21 protein-coding genes are annotated in these 18,972 nt (G+C 30.8%); 10 read left to right on the forward strand and 11 right to left on the reverse strand.

The window, feature by feature from the left end; genetic code table 11:
* Window positions 1-3: 3 nt before the first annotated feature.
* The 4 genes from LPB87_RS10540 to LPB87_RS10555 are packed head-to-tail and all read right to left on the reverse strand — an operon-like array spanning window position 4 to window position 4,727.
* The gene (locus LPB87_RS10540; protein ID WP_230727871.1) at window positions 4-1,218 is read right to left on the reverse strand and encodes a glycosyltransferase family 4 protein; all 1,215 of its coding nucleotides are present in this window, start codon (window positions 1,216-1,218) and stop codon (window positions 4-6) included.
* 49 nt (window positions 1,219-1,267) lie between these two features.
* Window positions 1,268-2,431, reverse strand: coding sequence for a glycosyltransferase (locus tag LPB87_RS10545; RefSeq protein WP_230727872.1), 1,164 nt, complete (start codon window positions 2,429-2,431; stop codon window positions 1,268-1,270).
* A 31-nt stretch (window positions 2,432-2,462) separates the two neighbouring features.
* Complete coding sequence (locus LPB87_RS10550; protein ID WP_230727873.1) at window positions 2,463-3,704, reverse strand: glycosyltransferase; 1,242 nt, start codon at window positions 3,702-3,704, stop codon at window positions 2,463-2,465.
* Window positions 3,705-4,727, reverse strand: coding sequence for a glycosyltransferase family 2 protein (locus tag LPB87_RS10555; protein ID WP_230727874.1), 1,023 nt, complete (start codon window positions 4,725-4,727; stop codon window positions 3,705-3,707).
* Between the two features lie 180 nt (window positions 4,728-4,907).
* Between LPB87_RS10555 and LPB87_RS10560 the strand changes: the two genes are divergently transcribed.
* Window positions 4,908-5,468 (forward strand): L-threonylcarbamoyladenylate synthase, encoded by a 561-nt coding sequence (locus LPB87_RS10560; protein WP_230727875.1) that lies wholly within the window; start codon window positions 4,908-4,910, stop codon window positions 5,466-5,468.
* A 29-nt stretch (window positions 5,469-5,497) separates the two neighbouring features.
* Here LPB87_RS10560 and LPB87_RS10565 read toward each other — a convergent pair whose 3' ends face one another.
* Complete coding sequence (locus LPB87_RS10565) at window positions 5,498-6,628, reverse strand: cysteine desulfurase family protein (protein ID WP_230727876.1); 1,131 nt, start codon at window positions 6,626-6,628, stop codon at window positions 5,498-5,500.
* An 86-nt stretch (window positions 6,629-6,714) separates the two neighbouring features.
* Between LPB87_RS10565 and LPB87_RS10570 the strand changes: the two genes are divergently transcribed.
* Window positions 6,715-7,701 (forward strand): hypothetical protein, encoded by a 987-nt coding sequence (locus LPB87_RS10570; protein ID WP_129537831.1) that lies wholly within the window; start codon window positions 6,715-6,717, stop codon window positions 7,699-7,701.
* A gap of 189 nt (window positions 7,702-7,890) precedes the next feature.
* Here the strand turns inward: LPB87_RS10570 and LPB87_RS10575 are convergent, their stop codons facing one another.
* Both LPB87_RS10575 and LPB87_RS10580 read right to left on the reverse strand, forming a co-directional pair.
* Window positions 7,891-8,442, reverse strand: a complete 552-nt coding sequence (locus LPB87_RS10575) for a Smr/MutS family protein (protein WP_230727877.1) — start codon at window positions 8,440-8,442, stop codon at window positions 7,891-7,893.
* Window positions 8,432-8,617, reverse strand: a complete 186-nt coding sequence (locus LPB87_RS10580; protein ID WP_129537829.1) for a hypothetical protein — start codon at window positions 8,615-8,617, stop codon at window positions 8,432-8,434. The genes LPB87_RS10575 and LPB87_RS10580 overlap by 11 nt, the downstream gene beginning before the upstream one ends.
* Before the next feature lie 106 nt (window positions 8,618-8,723).
* Here LPB87_RS10580 and LPB87_RS10585 point away from each other — a divergent pair, with 106 nt between their 5' ends.
* Window positions 8,724-9,005: a DUF2752 domain-containing protein gene (locus LPB87_RS10585; RefSeq protein ID WP_230727878.1), complete on the forward strand. Its 282-nt coding sequence runs from the start codon at window positions 8,724-8,726 to the stop codon at window positions 9,003-9,005.
* 20 nt (window positions 9,006-9,025) lie between these two features.
* Here the strand turns inward: LPB87_RS10585 and LPB87_RS10590 are convergent, their stop codons facing one another.
* Window positions 9,026-9,727: a DUF1003 domain-containing protein gene (locus LPB87_RS10590; protein ID WP_129537827.1), complete on the reverse strand. Its 702-nt coding sequence runs from the start codon at window positions 9,725-9,727 to the stop codon at window positions 9,026-9,028.
* Window positions 9,728-9,917: 190 nt separating this feature from the next.
* On the opposite strand from LPB87_RS10590, the gene epsC reads away from it, so the two are divergent.
* Both epsC and cysM read left to right on the forward strand, forming a co-directional pair.
* Complete coding sequence (gene epsC, locus LPB87_RS10595; protein WP_129537826.1) at window positions 9,918-10,709, forward strand: serine O-acetyltransferase EpsC; 792 nt, start codon at window positions 9,918-9,920, stop codon at window positions 10,707-10,709.
* Between the two features lies 1 nt (window position 10,710).
* Window positions 10,711-11,598 carry a cysteine synthase CysM gene (gene cysM, locus LPB87_RS10600; RefSeq protein WP_129537825.1) on the forward strand — a complete coding sequence of 296 codons (888 nt, stop codon included), beginning with the start codon at window positions 10,711-10,713 and terminating at the stop codon, window positions 11,596-11,598.
* A gap of 100 nt (window positions 11,599-11,698) precedes the next feature.
* Here the strand turns inward: cysM and LPB87_RS10605 are convergent, their stop codons facing one another.
* Complete coding sequence (locus LPB87_RS10605; protein ID WP_230727879.1) at window positions 11,699-12,739, reverse strand: HAMP domain-containing sensor histidine kinase; 1,041 nt, start codon at window positions 12,737-12,739, stop codon at window positions 11,699-11,701.
* Between the two features lie 193 nt (window positions 12,740-12,932).
* Here LPB87_RS10605 and rlmD point away from each other — a divergent pair, with 193 nt between their 5' ends.
* Genes rlmD through LPB87_RS10620 form a run of 3 tightly spaced genes read left to right on the forward strand, consistent with a single transcriptional unit; the run spans window position 12,933 to window position 15,713 of the window.
* The gene (gene rlmD, locus LPB87_RS10610) at window positions 12,933-14,345 is read left to right on the forward strand and encodes a 23S rRNA (uracil(1939)-C(5))-methyltransferase RlmD (RefSeq protein ID WP_129537823.1); all 1,413 of its coding nucleotides are present in this window, start codon (window positions 12,933-12,935) and stop codon (window positions 14,343-14,345) included.
* 44 nt (window positions 14,346-14,389) lie between these two features.
* Window positions 14,390-14,929 (forward strand): DUF6452 family protein, encoded by a 540-nt coding sequence (locus tag LPB87_RS10615; RefSeq protein WP_230727880.1) that lies wholly within the window; start codon window positions 14,390-14,392, stop codon window positions 14,927-14,929.
* Entirely contained in the window at window positions 14,901-15,713 is an 813-nt protein-coding gene (locus tag LPB87_RS10620) for a DUF6048 family protein (RefSeq protein WP_230727881.1), read from the forward strand. The genes LPB87_RS10615 and LPB87_RS10620 overlap by 29 nt, the downstream gene beginning before the upstream one ends.
* 61 nt (window positions 15,714-15,774) lie before the next feature.
* On the opposite strand, the gene LPB87_RS10625 is transcribed toward LPB87_RS10620, so the two are convergent.
* Together LPB87_RS10625 and LPB87_RS10630 are read right to left on the reverse strand one after the other, a co-directional pair.
* Window positions 15,775-16,011, reverse strand: a complete 237-nt coding sequence (locus LPB87_RS10625; protein WP_129537821.1) for a hypothetical protein — start codon at window positions 16,009-16,011, stop codon at window positions 15,775-15,777.
* 133 nt (window positions 16,012-16,144) lie between these two features.
* Window positions 16,145-17,308, reverse strand: coding sequence for a THUMP domain-containing protein (locus LPB87_RS10630; protein ID WP_129537820.1), 1,164 nt, complete (start codon window positions 17,306-17,308; stop codon window positions 16,145-16,147).
* A gap of 163 nt (window positions 17,309-17,471) precedes the next feature.
* Between LPB87_RS10630 and LPB87_RS10635 the strand changes: the two genes are divergently transcribed.
* The gene (locus tag LPB87_RS10635; RefSeq protein ID WP_129537819.1) at window positions 17,472-18,236 is read left to right on the forward strand and encodes a class I SAM-dependent methyltransferase; all 765 of its coding nucleotides are present in this window, start codon (window positions 17,472-17,474) and stop codon (window positions 18,234-18,236) included.
* A 64-nt stretch (window positions 18,237-18,300) separates the two neighbouring features.
* The gene (locus LPB87_RS10640) at window positions 18,301-18,969 is read left to right on the forward strand and encodes a ZIP family metal transporter (protein ID WP_129537818.1); all 669 of its coding nucleotides are present in this window, start codon (window positions 18,301-18,303) and stop codon (window positions 18,967-18,969) included.
* Window positions 18,970-18,972 lie beyond the last annotated feature (3 nt).

The raw sequence follows: 18,972 nt of genomic DNA on the forward strand, positions 1-18,972 counted from the left end.
TAATTATTGAATTAAACTCAATACTCTTGCTCTAATTGTATTTACTGAGAATGGTTCTATAACCTTTTGTGAAGCTAAACTAATTTCATTCCAGATTTCTTCATTTTGGTACATTCTAATTATATTATCTACTATTTCCTGACTTGTATTACCAATAATTATATTCTCACTTTCACCAAAATTAAATCCCTCAGCTCCAATATTTGTTGTTACTAATGGCAAGCCATATTCTAAGCTCTGTCCAATCTTTCCTTTTATCCCAGCTCCATAACGCAATGGCGCTACAAAAATCCGTGAGTTTAAAAAATATGGAGATACATCTTTAACATAGCCTACAATTTTAAATTTTTCTGAATTTAACTCCATTATAGATGCTGGTGGATTACTGCCAATAATTGTTATTGAAATCTCTGGTAATACTTTCCATAATAAAGGCATAATCTCTTCATACAAATAATTAACTGCATCAACATTTGGTGTATGATCAAAGCCTCCTATAAAAAGTAGTTCTTTTCTGTTTTCAAAACATACAGGAGTAACATTATTTATGTACTGGTGGATATTTCCTATTGCTATTGCTTTATCATTATTTTGATAATACTCCTTTAAACTTTCCTTTTCAGATTCTGAAATAACAATAATCCTATCCGCCTTTTCACAATTATCTAATTCAAGTTCTAAGTATTTGTTCGCAATCTCCATCATTTTTGGATCGCCCTTTAATTCAAACTCTCTTTTAAATCTTAAATAATGGAAATCAACCATGTCAAAAAATATTTTTGCCTCTGTTTTGTATTTTTTAACGAGTGGGTAATATTTATTAAAAATTTCTGGTCTATGCAACCATACAAAATCTACTTTTGGTAAAACCTCTTTCAGAAATCCTTCTTTTGTTATTAATTTATTAAACCTATCGATAGTTGGTTCATAAACAACAACTCCCATTTCTTTAAATATTTCTATATATTCTGATTGATATTTATATTCTTTAAAATCGGCTAATAAAAAAACACCTACATTATTATGCAAAAGCATCTTAATTATCTCTGTTAGTCTTCTGGATCCTGAATCTTTATTAAATTCTGGTATTTTAGTATCAACAATTAAAACATAAGAGTTATATTTTAATTCACTTAAAAAGTCAATTCTAACTTTGTTTTTTTTTAGTTTTTGAGCTAATTTTTTTAATCTGAAATATAATTTGATCGATTTATACATTTAATTTGTAGTTAGTTTAAAAAAAAATGAATGTTTTAGTAATAATAATCTAGAGTGAATGACTCTTCTTATCAGCAAAAAAAATATCATCTAATACTTTGTGTGTGCTATTTATATCAAAATTTTCTATAAAAAATTTTGATGCCTCTAAACTTTTTGCCTCATAAAACTCTTCTTCTTGCAAGAGTTTATTAATATAATTTGCAAATTCTAATGGGCAATTAGTTACTAAACAACCATTATTTGTTTTATTTAGCAAACCATCTATTCCTCTTTCATTACAGACAACTGGTAATCCATACGATAATGACTCTACAACTTTTATTTTTAAACCAGTTCCTGACAACATTGGGCAAATAGCAATTTTGGCTTTTTTGTAGACTCCGTCTAAATCTTCAATAAATTTTATTTTCTCTACATTTTCAAACTCTGGTATATATTTGGCTATTTTTCCTATAACGGTAATTTTTATATCCCTTTTTATATTGGGGTACACATTTTCAAAAAACCATCTAGCAGATTTTACATTATGCTCATTTTCACTAGCAACATATACAACATCTATGTTTTTAGCATTAACATGCCTGTCTTGTGCATTATTTGGCAAACTATGAGTTATTAAATCTAGTTGATTATCTAAAAACTGTGAAAAAACATACTTTTCTTCATTAGAAATTACCCAAACTCTATCAAATTTTTTAAGCACAGAAATTTCTGTCTGAAAATAATCACTTAAACTAAATTTTTTATTAGTTTGAAATTGAGAAGTCAAAAAATCATGAGTGTCAATAATCCATTTTTCATTATCTCCTTTTTTTGTATTATCTAAAAGTGATGCCCAATAAGCATAGGAAATAATTTTATAGTCATAATTTCTTGATTCAATTATTTCAGCAAATTGTTCTTTATGTTCGAATTTAGTCCGATCAAAATCTTTAACAGATCTATTCATCTTTCTTGGCAAAGAATATGTCAAAAGATATTTAATCCTTTTACTTTTTCTATTTCCTCTTTTTAAAAGAAAACCTTCTGCAATTAAACCTATAGATTTCATTTCCAGAATAGAATCTTCTTTAAAATCATCGGATTCTTCTCCCACAAAATCTACTTTAATATTACGACTTTTAAAATATCGCAACAAAGACAAAGCTCTAGCATTATTTCCTTGAGTAAACATCAATGGGTTTTCAGGATAGAAATATAAAATACGCATAATTTAAAATTTAATTTTGGAGTGCTATTTATTATACTAAAAACTGATTTATTTGGCTAATCCATTCATCTAAAACATCTTTTTCGTTATGTTTTTTTGCCATTTCATGTGCATTTGCTCCCATTTTTTTTCTCAAGTCTGAATTCGTCATTAAAGTAACCAAGGCGTCTTTCATTTCTTCTTCATTTTTAACCAAAAAACCATTCGTATTATGTTCTATTAATTCATTTACACCCGAACAAGTTTCAAAACCTATGCAAGGAAGCCCTACAGTCATAGCTTCGACCAAAGCAAGTCCAAATCCTTCATACTTACTAGGAAAGATAAATAGATCCGATTCTTTCAGCTTATCAATAGGATTACTTGTAAACCCATTAAAAAACACTCTATCTTCAATATTTAACTGTCTCACCAGATTTTGTAACATTTCTAAATCACTACCTATTCCCCAAAAATGTAAATCCCAGTTTAAATATTTATTTGCCAAACGAGAAAATACCAAAATAGCAACATCTTGTTGCTTACAATTTGTAGCTAATGTGGCTATGTTTACTATTTTAAATCTTTCTTTAACATTACTATGATTTACTATTTCTGAATCATCAATTTGAAAAACTGGATTTGTTATAGTAAAAGCCTTCCCTTTGAATGTATCTGGCAAATATTCCTTATAACTTTCAAATAAAACCTGAATACCACTTAAGCTTTTATACGAATCTTTAAGTAACTGCATCTCATTCTCAGAACGATACCATAACAGATCTGAATAATCATAATCTGGTCGTCCGTTTACAGAATTAATAATTGGGATATCGTAATCGTTTTTATACGAAATTTCCAACAACGAACTAATGCTCATTGTAATAATTAAATCAGGTTTAGATGCTATCACATATTTTCCCCAAGCCTGTGATCGATTAGATAGGTTGAATTTATTTAATTCATCAATACCACCCCATTTTTTCAACAAAATTTTATTGTAGATCTTGCTGTACTTTTTTAGAATCTTATAATAAACCCACAAAAAAAGTTTTTTTCCTTTGTAGTTATGTAATTCTAATGTACTTTTTTGAATAACTTGATCATCAAAAATATTAGTTATTTTTATTTTTTCATCCAAAGAAAAAAATGGATTTCCATGACTATTTTGATTTGTAGCTATTTCTACTTCAAAATTATTATTTACTAAATTATTAGCTAAATAGCAACATATTTTTTCTGTTCCTCCAGATCCGTTTAAAAAACCATGGTGTTGAACTAATAATATTTTCATTTAATAAATTTTTGACCTTATCTCTTTTCGCATTCTTTTTCTAACTTTTGAAATCGGTATAACCTTAACAAAAAACAATTTTACTTTACATTTTAATTTTAATCTTTTATAATAATTCTCAAAATCAACATGACTAGGGGAATTTATAAAAAATAAAAAATAAGCATTTAATTTCCTCTTATCTTCCTCTTTCAAAAAAGGTAAAACATTTTTTTGTGTAAATTCCTTTATCAACTTATGCAAATATTTTTTTTGATCTGCATCCAATGGCATAGAAAGATATCTCAATTGAAATGGTTCATGTTCCATAAAAAGTGCTAAATGCAAAGAATGAGAATTATATAAATTATTTTTTTTATAAAAATCGTCTAGAATTTCAAACCATCTTGGAATTTGTGCCAGTACCTTACCTACAGCATTATTAATAGATTTATGATTTTGATTTTCATGATGTCTATAATGATATTGCCCACTAGGATTTCCCGCAACTCTTGTGGTTAAAGCAAGTAATTGATGCGAAAACAATCCATCTTCACAGGGTTGTATATTCTCTGGAAATCTTATATCAGAATGCTTTAATAAAAAATCATGCTTGAGTAATTGTGCCATTGTAGGCAGCGCATAAACGTTTGGCAAACGCTTACAGCAATCTTCTCCAATTACGACAATATCTAAATCTTGCTTTTTAGCTAATTCATAAGAAGTACTAAGAAATTCTGAATCAATTGTATCGTCAGAATCCATAAAAAAAATATACTCCCCATTAGCCAACTTCAAACCATTGTTTCTAGCATTTGAAACTCCCGAGTTTTTCTGCTCTAACAATCTTACTCTTTCGTTCATTTGTGAAAATTGCTCACAAATCATCAATGATTTATCGGTAGAACCGTCATCGACAAGGATTAGTTCAATTTCCTTTAAACTTTGATTTAAAACACTTTCGATAGCTTCAGAAATGAATCTCTCTGAATTATAAACTGGTATAACGACAGAAACTAAAATTTTTGAATTGGTTATTTTCATTTAAAATTTGAAATTAGAGTTCAAATATACACAAAGTAAAGTGATATTTATTCCAAAGAACAGACTCAATCTAACTGAATATTTTTAAACTAGATCTATTTAATTCTATTAATTAAATACATTTGTATTTCGAAAATATTATATACTAATTATTTTTCAAGAAGATTAAACAAATAAAAAATGAACGAAGAAATACACAACGCATACGAAGTCATTAAAGATGGCGGAATAATACTTTACCCAACTGATACTGTTTGGGGAATAGGTTGCGATGCAACAAACCCAGAAGCTGTTGCAAAAATATATAAACTGAAGCAAAGAGCCGAAACACAAAGTATGATTTGCCTAATGAATGGTGAAAAAATGATGTATAATGTATTCAAGGATATCCCTGAGGTAGCTTGGCAAATTTTAGATTTATCCGAAAAACCGACAACTATTATTTTAGATAAACCTCGAAATGTGGCACCAAATATCATTGCATCAGATAACTCTTTAGCAATTAGAATAGTAAAAGAGCCTTTTTGTTTTAAACTTTTAGAGCGAATGAAAAAGCCTTTAGTTTCTACTTCAGCTAATATTTCTGGACAACCAACTCCAATTGCTTTTAAGGATATTAATCCAGAAATTATTAAAGGAGTGGATTACGTAGTAAATTTACATCGCGATAGAATAGCAGGAAAACCATCTACAATTATTAAATTAACAAGTGACTCACAAGTAAAAATAATTCGCAAATAATTTTAGAACTAATTGATAATTAACAGTTGTTAATTATCAATTAGCTTCAAGCTTTCAATTAACCAATCAATATCCTCTTTGGTATTATAATGACTTAAAGAAATTCGCAAATTCGGAAGTTTCAAATCAGCTTCCGATAGCATTTCTTTTAATACATGTGATGGGCGTACACTTCCTGATTGACAAGCACTTCCTCTAGAAACTGCTATTCCCTTCATATCTAAGCTAAATAGTAACATTGCCGTTTTATCTGAGGAAAAGGGTAATATTACATTCAGAATTGTATAGAAATCATCTTTATTTCCATTAACTCTGAAGTCTGGAAATTCAATTTCTAGCTGATTAACCAAATACATTTTTAATCCTGTAATATATTCTCTTTCGCTATCTAAATTTTCATACGAAAGCGTCAAAGCTTTTGCCATACCTGCAATTTGATGTACCGCTTCAGTTCCTGCACGCAATCCTTTTTCTTGCTCACCGCCAAAAAGCAATGGTTGCAATCCTGAGTTTTTTCGAACAAAAGCAAAACCAATTCCTTTTGGGCCATGAAACTTATGCGCACTTGCAACAATAAAATCCAAAGGACAACTTTGTAAATCTATTTTTGTTTTACCCACAGATTGTACCGTATCCGAATGAAACAACACATCATATTGCTTACATATGACACTAACTCTGTTTAAATCTAAAACAACCCCTGTTTCATTATTAACATGCATCAAACTTACAATAGTCTTCTTCTCTTCTGATAACAAATTTGACAAATGAGTTAAGTCAATCGATCCATCAGGGTTAATATTTACATAATCAATTGTAATATTATATTCCGATTCTAATACCAAAGCGGTATGTAAAATAGCATGATGCTCAATTTTAGTAGTTATTATTCGCTCGATTTTCAAATCTTTTACAGCCGAACGAAGTATCCAATTATTAGCTTCGGTACCACCAGAAGTAAAAATAATTTCTTGTGCCGAGCAATTTAATTGCTTAGCTATACTTTTTCTTGAAAGTTCTAAAATTGTCTTGGCATTTCGTCCAAAACTATGTGGAGAGGATGCATTACCATAATCTTCAATCATTACTTTGGTCATCTCCTGAATGACTTCTGGTCGTATGGCAGTTGTGGAGGCGTTATCGAGATATACTTTTTTCATTGTGGCAAAGTTAAGAAATATCAATTGTCTATTCTTAAATATCAATTATCATTTTTTTCACTATTTTTGCTCCAAATAAAAACGTAATGAAAAAAATTGTAAGCATAGCATTATTTGCCTTTCTTCTAAACGGTTGTGACGATGGAAATATTTCTGTAGAAAAAATTGATTTTGAAAACATACAGCCATCAAACTGCCCTGATGAAAAATCCACAAGCAGTCTTATTTTTAAACTAAAAGACACGGAATCATTATTACTTTATGTACCTAAAACTGTTTTTGCAGGCGAGCCTACTACTGATGGTGACACCCTTAAATACAGTATCGACACTAAATTATACCGAGTTATTTATCGTGCCTATAACGGTAAAGTTAGTACAAACAATATTTGCGACGTTATCCCACCAGCAACCCCTAATGTAATTGAAGAATGGGTAGCAACATCCGGAATAATACAAGTAGCAACAATAGTAAAAAAAGATACAGACCTAGATAACAATAGTTCTAGAATAAAAGGATATACCTATAGTATCGTTTTTAAAGATATTACATTCAACAAACCTGGTGGTCCTCAAACAGAAAAAAAATTCCCATTTGGAGATTTTACAACCACAATAGATGCCTTGCCACTAACTTTTAATCCATCAAACGCAAATCAATGTTCTGTTACAAAACAGATATATAATTTCAATGATAAAGCATCACTTACTATTGACAACATAGACCCTTCTTTAATAGTAAACAAAGTCACACCACCAAATGAGCCAAGAACAGGTTTGATTAACGATATAACAAATAAATTATTTTATCGCGTATTTTCTGGTGCTCCTGTAGATGCTGATTATTTCTGTAAAACCATTCCTCCAGCTAACCCCTCGATTACTCAAATTTGGGCAGGTGTAAATGGAAAAATTGATGATGACAGTGGAATTATAGAAGTTACAACAACAACCAATGCAAATAACTTTTCACACACAATAACGCTTAGAAATACGACATTAAAAAAAGATAAAAATGATTTCAAATTAGGAAAGAGTTTTGTCCTAGGAACCATAATAACTAAGAAAGATTAAAACAAATATCAACACTCAAAAAGAATAATTAAACATTTCTTTTTGAGTTTTTTTTTGACACTCTCTCAAAAAAAAAAAACTTACAAAAAACGTCTATTTTTAAAATGAGTTTCTCAATGAAATTCTCTTTTAAAAATAGACGTTTTTTTTATGCTTAGCTCTAATTTATTTCACAGCATAAAACCTGTTTTATTTGGTATTTTGTTTAAAATAAACCTCGGTTGCGCCTAAACCATATTTTTGATAATTGGCATCTTGAAAATCAATTCCATCATAACGCCCCAATAAAAAATCAAGCTCAGCTTTCAAAATTCCTTCACCAACACCATGAATAAAAACAATTTTAGGAATGCGATTTCTAATCGCAAATTCGATATGTCGCTTTGCAGTTTCTGTCTGTAAAGTCAAAATATCATAATTAGACATCCCGCGTTTATTTGGTACTAATTTCTCGATATGCAAATCAAATTCTGGTGCTGGAATTTCACGTTTATCCTTGCGTTCTTTTACAAAACTCCTTGCTTTTGGCTCTTCTTTCTCTTTTGAAACCTCACTTAAATTAATTCTTTTAATAGAGTTCATTAAATTACTGGAATCATGTATTTTAATCAACTCATTGACAAAAAATGTCATCACAAATCCATCTTCTGTTTCTATAGTTACCTCGTTATTTTTAACCGATAACACTACTCCATTTATAGCTTCATCCAGAACCGAAACCTTATCTCCTTTATTCAACATCTTGCTCCTCTTTATCTTGATTTTTACTTGGCGTTTTTGCACTCAACTGCATCATCCCTATCATAAAAATTACAATCGCTACAATTGTAATGTATACATTTTTATCAGTAGATGACTGCTCATATAATGCAATCAAAATTGCAATTATCATTATCGGGATTCTTAACTTTTTCATTTTTATAAATTATCAGATTTCAAAAGTAATCAACTTTAAAATAGCATTTAATTATTCTTGAAACAGATTGAACTATTTTTCGTAAAATTGTAAAAAGACAAATCTCTTGAACCTAGAAAAATATATGCTGCCTTGCCTAAGTAAAACCCTCTTCGGAATAGAGTGTTTAGGATGTGGATTTCAACGTGCTTTATTCTTACTTTTTCAAGGTGATTTTAAAGCTGCTTTTGAAATGTATCCAGCGCTATATACTACCCTTTTATTTTTAGGAATTGTAGCTTTATTTTTTTTTGATAAAAGCCGGAATTACAAAAAACCACTTTGGTTTTTCGGTATCCTTAATAGTCTAATTATGGTATTGAGCTATGCATACAAACACTATTACTAATGCTCCATAAATCAAAAAATCTATTTCTTAATCCGACTCAAAATATCATTTATCATTTCGATTTGAACTTTCTGAATTTCGATTAATTCTTGTTGCTGATGCATAATTAAATGATCTAACTTTTCATGCATCATTCTTATTTCTAATTCTGATTTTAGATTAATCATATAATCTTTTTTTGCTCTATCTCTATCTTTTTCTTCCTGACGATTTTGACTCATCATAATTACTGGAGCTTGCAAAGCTGCAACACATGACAAAATCAAATTAAGCAAAATAAACGGATAGGGATCAAAACCTTTATTTACCAAAATGTAAATATTGATAGAAATCCAAAGTATTATAAAAACGATAAATAGTATTATAAAAGTCCAGCTTCCACCGAAATCAGCTACTTTATCAGCTACTTTTTGACCAAAGCTTCTAACCTCTACTTCATCTTCAACAGCACTTACTAATAATTTCTGATCCGCTAGAGATCCCATTACATTTTTTTCAAGATTAGAAAGCACTCCTAACTCTGCGGATAAATAATTTGAAATGTATTTTTCACGAAACACATTTAATTCCTTTACAGAAATATATCCTTCTCTTGTAAATGAAGGATGATCGGCAATAATTAATGCCAAAATAGGACTTTGAATAGCCTTTCCTGAAACTTTTTCACTTTCTGGATAATAAATATGAGAAAGAGCACTTTTAAACATTCCGTTTGTTTTCATTTTGATACATTTATACAAGCTAATTTACTCTTTTAAATCATTTTATACTAGATACTTTCAAGCTGATTAATTATTTTTAATTATTGCAAACAGAATGTTAATGATTAAATTTCTTTAACTAATTACTACTTCTATTTACAAAAAACACATTACTTTTAGCATTTCAAACTAACAATTCAATTTAATAATTGTGACAAAAAATATGATTATTCAGAACATAAATGCTCTAAAGAGCCACTCTTCTATTAACTATGGAATCAAAACCAAAACAGAAGATTTTACAGAAAAGCTCTTTTACACTTTATTCGATTCTAATGCTCCATTAGATAAAAGTATCAATGAACTCGAAAAATGTTTTAAAGAAATAGCTATAATCGCCTGTAAAAAGTCAGAAAAATCATGTGAATCAATTTGGGAGCAATTTCTAGAAAAATTACCAATTGTTTTAGAAAAGTTAATTCAAGATGCTACCTATATTTTAGAAAACGACCCTGCATCAAATAGCCTAGAAGAAGTATACCTAGCTTATCCTGGCTTTTACGCTATCTCCATATACCGATTAAGCCATGAATTATACAAATTGGACCTATTGCTCTTCTCAAGATTAATGAGTGAATATGCGCATCGTATTACAGGAACTGATATTCATGCAGGAGCAACTATTGCTTCTCCATTTTTTATAGATCACGCAACAGGAATTGTAATTGGAGAAACTACTGTTATAAAAAAACATGTAAAAATATATCAAGGAGTAACATTAGGCGCTTTAAGCATTACCAAAGAAATGAAAAATGCAAAAAGACATCCTACAGTTGAAGAGAATGTTTGCATCTATGCCAATGCTACAATTTTAGGAGGCGAAACTACAATTGGCAAAGACAGTATTATTGGAGGAAATGCATGGATTACTAAATCAATTCCAGAAAAATCGATTGTTACCAATACTACCACAACCGAAGTTAAAGTAAAAGAAAAGAAATAACATGAACACTCATACATTAGTAAACCTGATAGGAAACACTCCTTTGATGGAAACAGTGAACTTAGTAAAAAACAAAAACGTAAAACTTTTATTAAAACTTGAAGGAAACAATCCTGGTGGTAGCGTAAAAGATAGAGCTGCATACAATATGATTTTTTCAGCTCTAGAAAGAGGCGATATCAAAAAAGGCGATAAGCTTATTGAGCCTACAAGTGGTAATACAGGAATCGCTTTAGCTATGATTGCACAATTAATGGGCATCAACATCGAATTAATACTTCCTGAAGACTCTACAAAAGAACGTGTACAAACCATGCGTGCCTATGGCGCTACCGTTATTTTGACACCTGCTAGCGAAGGAATAATTGGCTCAAGAGATTATGCAGAAAGAAAAGTTGCCGAAGGTGGTTACATCATGCTTAATCAATTTGCAAACGAAGACAATTGGAAAGCACATTACAAAACTACCGGTCCTGAAATATGGAAAGATACTGATGGACAAATAACTCATTTTGTTTCTGCAATGGGAACCACAGGAACTATTATTGGTACATCGACTTATCTTAAAGAAAAAAACAATACTATTCAAATAATAGGAGCGCAACCTAGCGATGGTTCACAAATTCCTGGAATCAGAAAATGGCCTAAAGAATATTTACCAAAAATATTTGATGCAAAAAAAGTAGATACAGTTATTGATATAAGCGAACAAGAAGCACGCGAAATGACCAAACGATTAGCCTTAGAAGAAGGCATTTTTGCAGGAATGAGTAGCGGAGGCTCAGTAGCTGTAGCTTTAAAAATTGCGAATCAACTAGAATCTGGCGTAATTGTAGCTATAATTTGTGATCGAGGAGACCGATATTTATCTTCTGATTTATTTGATTAAAAAAACAAAGTTGCAAAGGCTTTTAAAAACGTAGCGTATTAAAATCCTTTGCAACTTTAAATTTTATTTCCTTTACCTCATACAAAAAGAAACATATCTATTAAAAAGAAGCTGCGTTAAAAATTGTCTCTTTTTCAAAAACGATAGTAAAAGTAGCTCCTCTATTTCTACCAAGACTTATTGCGCTCAATTTCCCTCCGTTTTTATCAATTATCTTTTTACACAAATACAATCCAATACCTGTAGAGGTTTCATTGGCAGTTCCTAATTTACCCATTTTAGTAAATTTTTTAAACATTTCTTCAATTTGAGTTTGATCAAATCCAATTCCATTATCGGAAACAATAAAAACGATCCTTTCCTCTTCTTTAAAAATACATAATGAGATTTCACTTCCTGCATAAGAAAATTTAATTGCATTACTAATCAAGTTAACTAAAACCTGAATTAACAATTCAGCGTCAATTTTAAGCACAGCTTCATCAACGGTAATATCAGAAACTAGTTTAATATTTTTATGAGCTAAAAGCTGAGATACTTGTTCCTTTACAGCAGGAAGAATTAGAGCTATCTGAATTAATTTATCTACCGAACTCGATTTAGCAATTTCATCTTGTTGTTTTAATAATTTAATGAAATTTTCTATATATCGAAACTGTAAATCTGTTGATTCACAAATTAATTCTGCCATGTTCTTAACCGAATCTGATGGATTTTCCTCTATAATTAACTTTGCTAATCCTTGAGGGTTTCCAGCAAAATTTCGTAAATCATGAGAAATCATATAAATCAAATCTTGTTTTTCGTTGATAAAACTCTCCGACTCTTCGATAGACTCCTGAATATTACGCATTAACAACCCCGCTTCATCCTCGTATTGAGAAGGCAAAATAGACACCTTGCGATTCATCCTATACTCATTCAAGGCTTTTGATGCTACAACAATCGGCCTTATTAATTGATTAATGATCAACAACGTAACTGCAGTAGCAAATAAAGTCATCACTAAAGAAAAAATCAAAATAGAATTAGCCGAAATTGAATGATTACTGTAAAGCACAAAAAATAAAATCCCGATTAATGGAATATGAATACCTATAAAAGCGACAAATAGAAATTTAAACGCATAGCTTTTCTTCAAAAAACTAACATTTGACAATACGTGATACAACTTCATAAAAATAGCATAAGTTCCTGATTAAGCCGTAGAATTTGGGATTCTAGATTAAAACAAAGTTAACTTTTAAACACAAAAGAAATGTTAAATAAAAGAATTTGATAAAATATTTTCAAATTTAAATTTATAAAAGTTTACAAACCCTTATTTTTGCGCTATGGGAAGAAAAAATACAGACAAAGTTGTCTTTCATCAAATACAAGTCCTTGATGCTGGAGCAAAAGGCGTATCGGTAGCAAAAGCTCCCGACGGAAAAGTAATATTTATCCCGAACGTAGTCCCGGGAGATGTGGTAGATGTGCAAACTTTCAAGAAACGCAAAGCGTATTATGAAGGAAAAGCAGTTAAATTTCATGAATTATCAGAACATCGCATAGAACCAATTTGTGATCATTTTGGTGTTTGTGGAGGATGCAAATGGCAAAACATGAAATACAGCCAACAGTTGTATTACAAACAAAATGAAGTTAAAAACCATTTACAACGTATTGGCAAAATAGAACTTCCTGAATTTGAGGCTATTTTAGGCTCAGAAAAACAATTTTTCTATAGAAACAAAATGGAATTTTCATTTTCAAATAGCCGTTGGTTAACTGAAAAAGAAATAGAAAGTACTGAAGATTTAGGAAATCGTAATGCATTAGGTTTTCACATTCCAAAAATGTGGGATAAAATTCTAGACATCACTAAATGTCATCTGCAAGAAGACCCTTCAAATGCAATTAGAAACGAAATCAGAGCTTTTGCTAACGAACATAACCTAGCCTTCTTTAATCCAAGAGAACATTCTGGTTTATTAAGAACATTTATGATTCGTACTGCTTCAACTGGAGAAATCATGGTATTGATTCAATTCTTTGAAGAAGACAAAGCCAACAGAGAATTACTTTTGGATCATCTATACGAGAAATTTCCACAAATAACATCACTACAATATGTTGTAAACGGAAAAGCAAACGATACAATCTACGATCAAGATGTAAAGCTATATAAAGGCAGAGATTACATTTTGGAAGAAATGGAAGGTTTAAAGTTTAGCATAAATGCAAAATCATTCTACCAAACCAATTCTGATCAAGCATATGAGCTATACAAAATAACTAGAGATTTTGCAGGACTTTCTGGTCATGAAACTGTTTATGATCTTTACACAGGAACTGGAACAATTGCACAATTTGTTTCTAAAAAAGCAAAAAAAGTAATTGGTGTAGAAAGTGTTCCTGAGGCAATTATAGATGCTAAAGCAAATGCCGAACGCAATAACATTACCAATTGTGAGTTTTTTGTTGGAGACATGAAAGTTGTATTCAACGAAAGTTTTATTGCTACCCATGGTAAACCAGATGTTATTATAACCGATCCACCTCGTGATGGGATGCACAAAGACGTAATTGAACAAATTATGAAAATTGCACCTCAAAAAGTAGTTTATGTAAGTTGTAACTCGGCTACACAGGCTCGTGATTTAGCTTTAATGGATGAAAAATACAAAGTAACACGTGTACGTCCGGTAGATATGTTCCCACAAACACATCACGTAGAAAATGTTGTACTTTTGGAACTACGCTAGTTTTATTGAATAAAAAAGTGTGACAAATAAATCACAAATAATAAATGAAAAAAATACTTTTTACAATAATCGTAATTGCCTTCACTTTTTCAAGCTGTGAAAAGGATGATATTTGTGATCCCAATACCCCAACTACACCTCGATTGGTGATTTCATTTTTAGATCGTACTAATTCGACCCCTAAAAATGTAACAAACCTAAAGGTAATTGGGGAAAAAATGACCCAAGGTATTATCTTTAATGAGAATGCAGTTGTTGAGTCAGATAAGTACCTCACTAATGCAAATACCATTTCTATTCCGCTTAAAACGAATGAAGATATTACCTCTTTTCGTTTTATATTAAACGCTAATAGTACGAATCTAGATTTTGTAAACGAGGATGTAATACAATTTAATTATACACGTCAGAACATTTTTGTTTCAAGGGCATGTGGCTATAAAACCATATTTACTTTAAATAGAAATAATCCATTTATCCTAACCGATTCTAATAATCCAGAAGGGTTTTGGATACAAAATGTTTTTGTAGAAGAACCTAACATTGAATTTGAAAATGAAACACACATCAAAATATATTTTTAGTTTTTGCCTAATGTTGTCTTTGTTTACGGTTCAAGCTCAAGAAACAACTACAAACAAAACTGCAATAACAAATAAAACAGAGGTAAAAGCTGAAAAAACAGCTCCCAAAAAAGTCGCCACAGAAGTAAAACAAGATAGCATACCTGCAAAGACAGATCGTTATGGAGTTCGTTTTGGAGTTGATTTATATAAACTAACTCGTGGACTCTATGATTCTGATTATAAAGGAGTCGAATTCACAGGAGATTATCGATTAACAAAAAAATACTATCTAGCCGCCGAAATTGGGACTGAAAACAAAACTACAGATGACGATAGACTAAACTCGACAGCAAAAGGTAGCTATCTAAAAGTAGGATTTGATTACAATATGTATGAAAACTGGCTTGATATGGAAAACATCATATCAGTTGGACTCCGCTATGGTTTTAGTACATTTAGCCAAGAACTAAATAATTACAAAATATACAATTCAGATCCGTACTGGGGAGAACTTCCTCCTACTGCTTCTGGTGAAAAATTTAGTGGTTTATCTGCTAGCTGGTTAGAAGTAAATGCAGGAGTAAAAGCCAAAGTTTTTAATAATATATTCGTAGGCTTCAGTGTACAGTTAAAAACATTAGTTTCAAATAAAAAACCAGACAACTTCGACAATCTTTATATTCCAGGGTTTAACCGAACTTATAATGGTAATTTCGGAATTGGTTTTAACTATACCGTTTCTTATTTCATTCCTATTTACAAAAAGAAAGTTGTAATTCCAGGAACAGAAACGAAAAAATAATATAATATTACAATTTGGTTATTTATATAACAATAACCAAATTGTAAAATATAAGTTAGGACTATCCTATTTCTTTAATACCTTTCATGAAAATCCATTTCATAAAAAGCTTCTCTCCATCCTTTGTTTTAGCTGCCTGAAATTTTGGAGATAAAAGTGTTCCCACAACAAATGCAGTCATCGGAACCCAGAAACCAGTTAATTCTGTATATTTTTCAACCAAAAATCTCGCTAATATAAATAGTATAGCAAAACAGCCTAGCTGATATAAAAATGCTCTTACTTGTAATTTTGTCATTTTTTTTTAGAGTTGCTAAGGTTCTGAGAGACTAAGAATCCAAGGTTTTACCTTTAGAACTTGAATTCTCGAACCAAAAATTATTTTTAAAAGTTACTAAGCAAAAAACTTAGAAACTTAGCGTTTTAGGACCTTATTCAGAAACCTGAAACTTCGTTCTCTTACTTCCTTCGTACATTTCGTACTTTACTAATCTAGCTTCTAAACTTGCGTTAAAAAGTTTAATTTTTCTAGACGGTTTAAGTCCTACAAACTTCAAAGCTTCAAGATTAGCCGTAATAAACCAAGCATTCGTTCCAGGATAGTTTTTCTTTAGTGTGTCACCAATATTTTTATAGAACTCTTCCATGTGAATATCCAGACGCTCATCATACGGAGGATTAAATACCATATGCAAAGTTCCTTGAGTAGTTTTCTCAGTATCAAAAAAGTTATTTTCTTCGATAGTAATATAATCTTCTAAGTTTGCATTTCTAATATTGTCTTTTGCTTTGCTTACTGCACTTGGCGCTTTATCAAACCCTTTTATAGTATAATGAAACTCTTTCGTTTTTTTCATCAAACTACTTACAATCTGATCGAATAAATCATTATCCCAATCGTTCCATTTTTCAAAGGCGAACTCTTTTCTGTTTATATTCGCTGGAATATTACAAGCAATCATAGCTGCTTCAGCAAGAAAGGTTCCAGAACCACACATAGGATCAAGAAAATGACCTTGACCTTCCCAACCTGATAATAACAGTACTCCTGCAGCTAATACTTCATTTATAGGAGCGATATTTGTAGCTGTTCTATATCCACGTTGATGCAATGAATTACCAGAAGTATCTAAAGCAACAGAAACTTGGTCCTTATCAATATGCACATTTATTCTTAAGTCTGGGTGTGCTTTGTCAATACTAGGGCGTTGTCCTGTACGTTCTCTAAACTGATCCACAATAGCATCTTTACATTTTTGAGAAACGAACTCAGAGTGATTAAAATATTCTGAATGCACTGTTGCATCAATCACAAAAGTCTGATTGGCATTTATAAGCTTAGACCAATTTACACCCGAAATACCTTTATATAGACCTTGTTCATTATTAGCCCTAAAAAAGTAAATTGGTTTTAACACTTTCAATGCTGTACGCAACGATAAGTTGGCTTTGTACATAAACCCCTTGTCCCCTTTAAAACTCACCATTCTCACCCCTTGCTCAACATCTTGTGCTCCTAGCAATTGCAATTCTTTTGCTAAAATTTCTTCAAAGCCAAAAAAGGTTTTGGCCACCATTTTAAAATTATTTTCCATCTTTATATTTAAATTAAAACAGACTTATTTAAACAAAAATCAATCTGTAATAAAAAATTTCAAATCTACATAGCGACATTATATGTGTATCGCTTGCTAAAAAGTTATTTTTCAGCAAAAATACACTAAATTTGCGGGACTTGAATTAATTGAAAAAGAATAAATGTCTGAAGCACATCACCCATCTGTAACAAATCCAAATCAACCATCCGAAAACTGGTTCACTTCTTGGTTTGATACACCATATTATCATATATTATACAAAGACAGAAATTATAGAGAAGCGCAAATCTTCATGGATAATCTTACGCACTATCTTAATCTTCCAGAAAAAGCCAAAGTACTTGATTTGGCATGTGGAAAAGGCCGTCATTCTATCTATTTAAACCAATTAGGATTTAATGTTCTTGGAGCAGACTTATCCGAAAATAGTATCGCCGAAGCGAGCAAAAACAGCAATGAAACTTTGCATTTTAAAGTGCATGACATGCGCGAGCCTTTTGATGAAAAATTCGATGCTATATTTAATTTATTTACCAGCTTTGGTTATTTTGAAAATGACGAAGATAATCTCACTACACTAAAAGCGATAAAAGCCAGTTTAAGTGAATATGGTTTTGCTGTAATCGATTTTATGAATGTAACACAAGTAATAGAAACACTCGTTCCTGAAGAAATAAAAACGGTCGATGGCATCGATTTTCACATCAAAAGATATATAGAAGACGGACATATTTTTAAAGAAATAGATTTTGAAGACCAAGGCAAGAAATTTCATTTTACCGAAAAAGTAAAAGCCTTGACTTTAAAAGATTTTGAAGATCTAATGGAACAAGCAGGTATTTTTCTTTTAGATTTATTTGGGGATTATAAATTAAAGAAGTTTCATAAAACCGAAAGCGAACGATTAATCATGATTTTTAAGTAATTGAAACATCCTTTATTTACTTGATAAATAATAAAAGGAGGAAACTAAAAAACGATTAAACTAAATGAATTATCTATTACCCTTACTTTCTGTATTATTAGGATATATGGTTGCGTTGGTGCTAAAACCAAAAGACAAGACCAATCTTAAACTATTATTGGCATTTAGCGGATCATTTCTGCTATCGCTTACAGTGATGCATTTACTGCCAGAAGTATACGAATCACACAACCATAATATTGGATTATTTATAATGCTTGGGATTTTATTCCAAATTATACTTGAATTTTTCTCTAAAGGAGCCGAGCACGGACATGTTCATGGTCACGCCAAAATGTCACAAATTCCGTGGTTACTCTTTATTAGTTTATGCATACACGCTTTCCTTGAAGGATTCCCTGTAAGTCACCACCATGATATTGCCATTGGTATTGCTATACATCACCTACCAATTGCAATCATACTTACGACCTTTTTTATTAATGCACATCTTAACAAAAAAGCCATTTTTGCATTTATGATAACATTTGCAATCATGACACCACTAGGAACAATCGCATCTGTGTATTTACCATTTTTAAATGATTACTACACCGAAATTACAGCAGTTGTGATCGGAATATTATTCCATATTTCATCAACAATAATTTTTGAAAGCAGCGAAGGACACAAATTTAATATCGCCAAAATTTCAATGATTATTTTTGGGATTGCACTCGCCTATTTTATATAATAT

Source organism: Flavobacterium sp. EDS (assembly GCF_020991525.1).
Taxonomy (GTDB): Bacteria; Bacteroidota; Bacteroidia; order Flavobacteriales; family Flavobacteriaceae; genus Flavobacterium.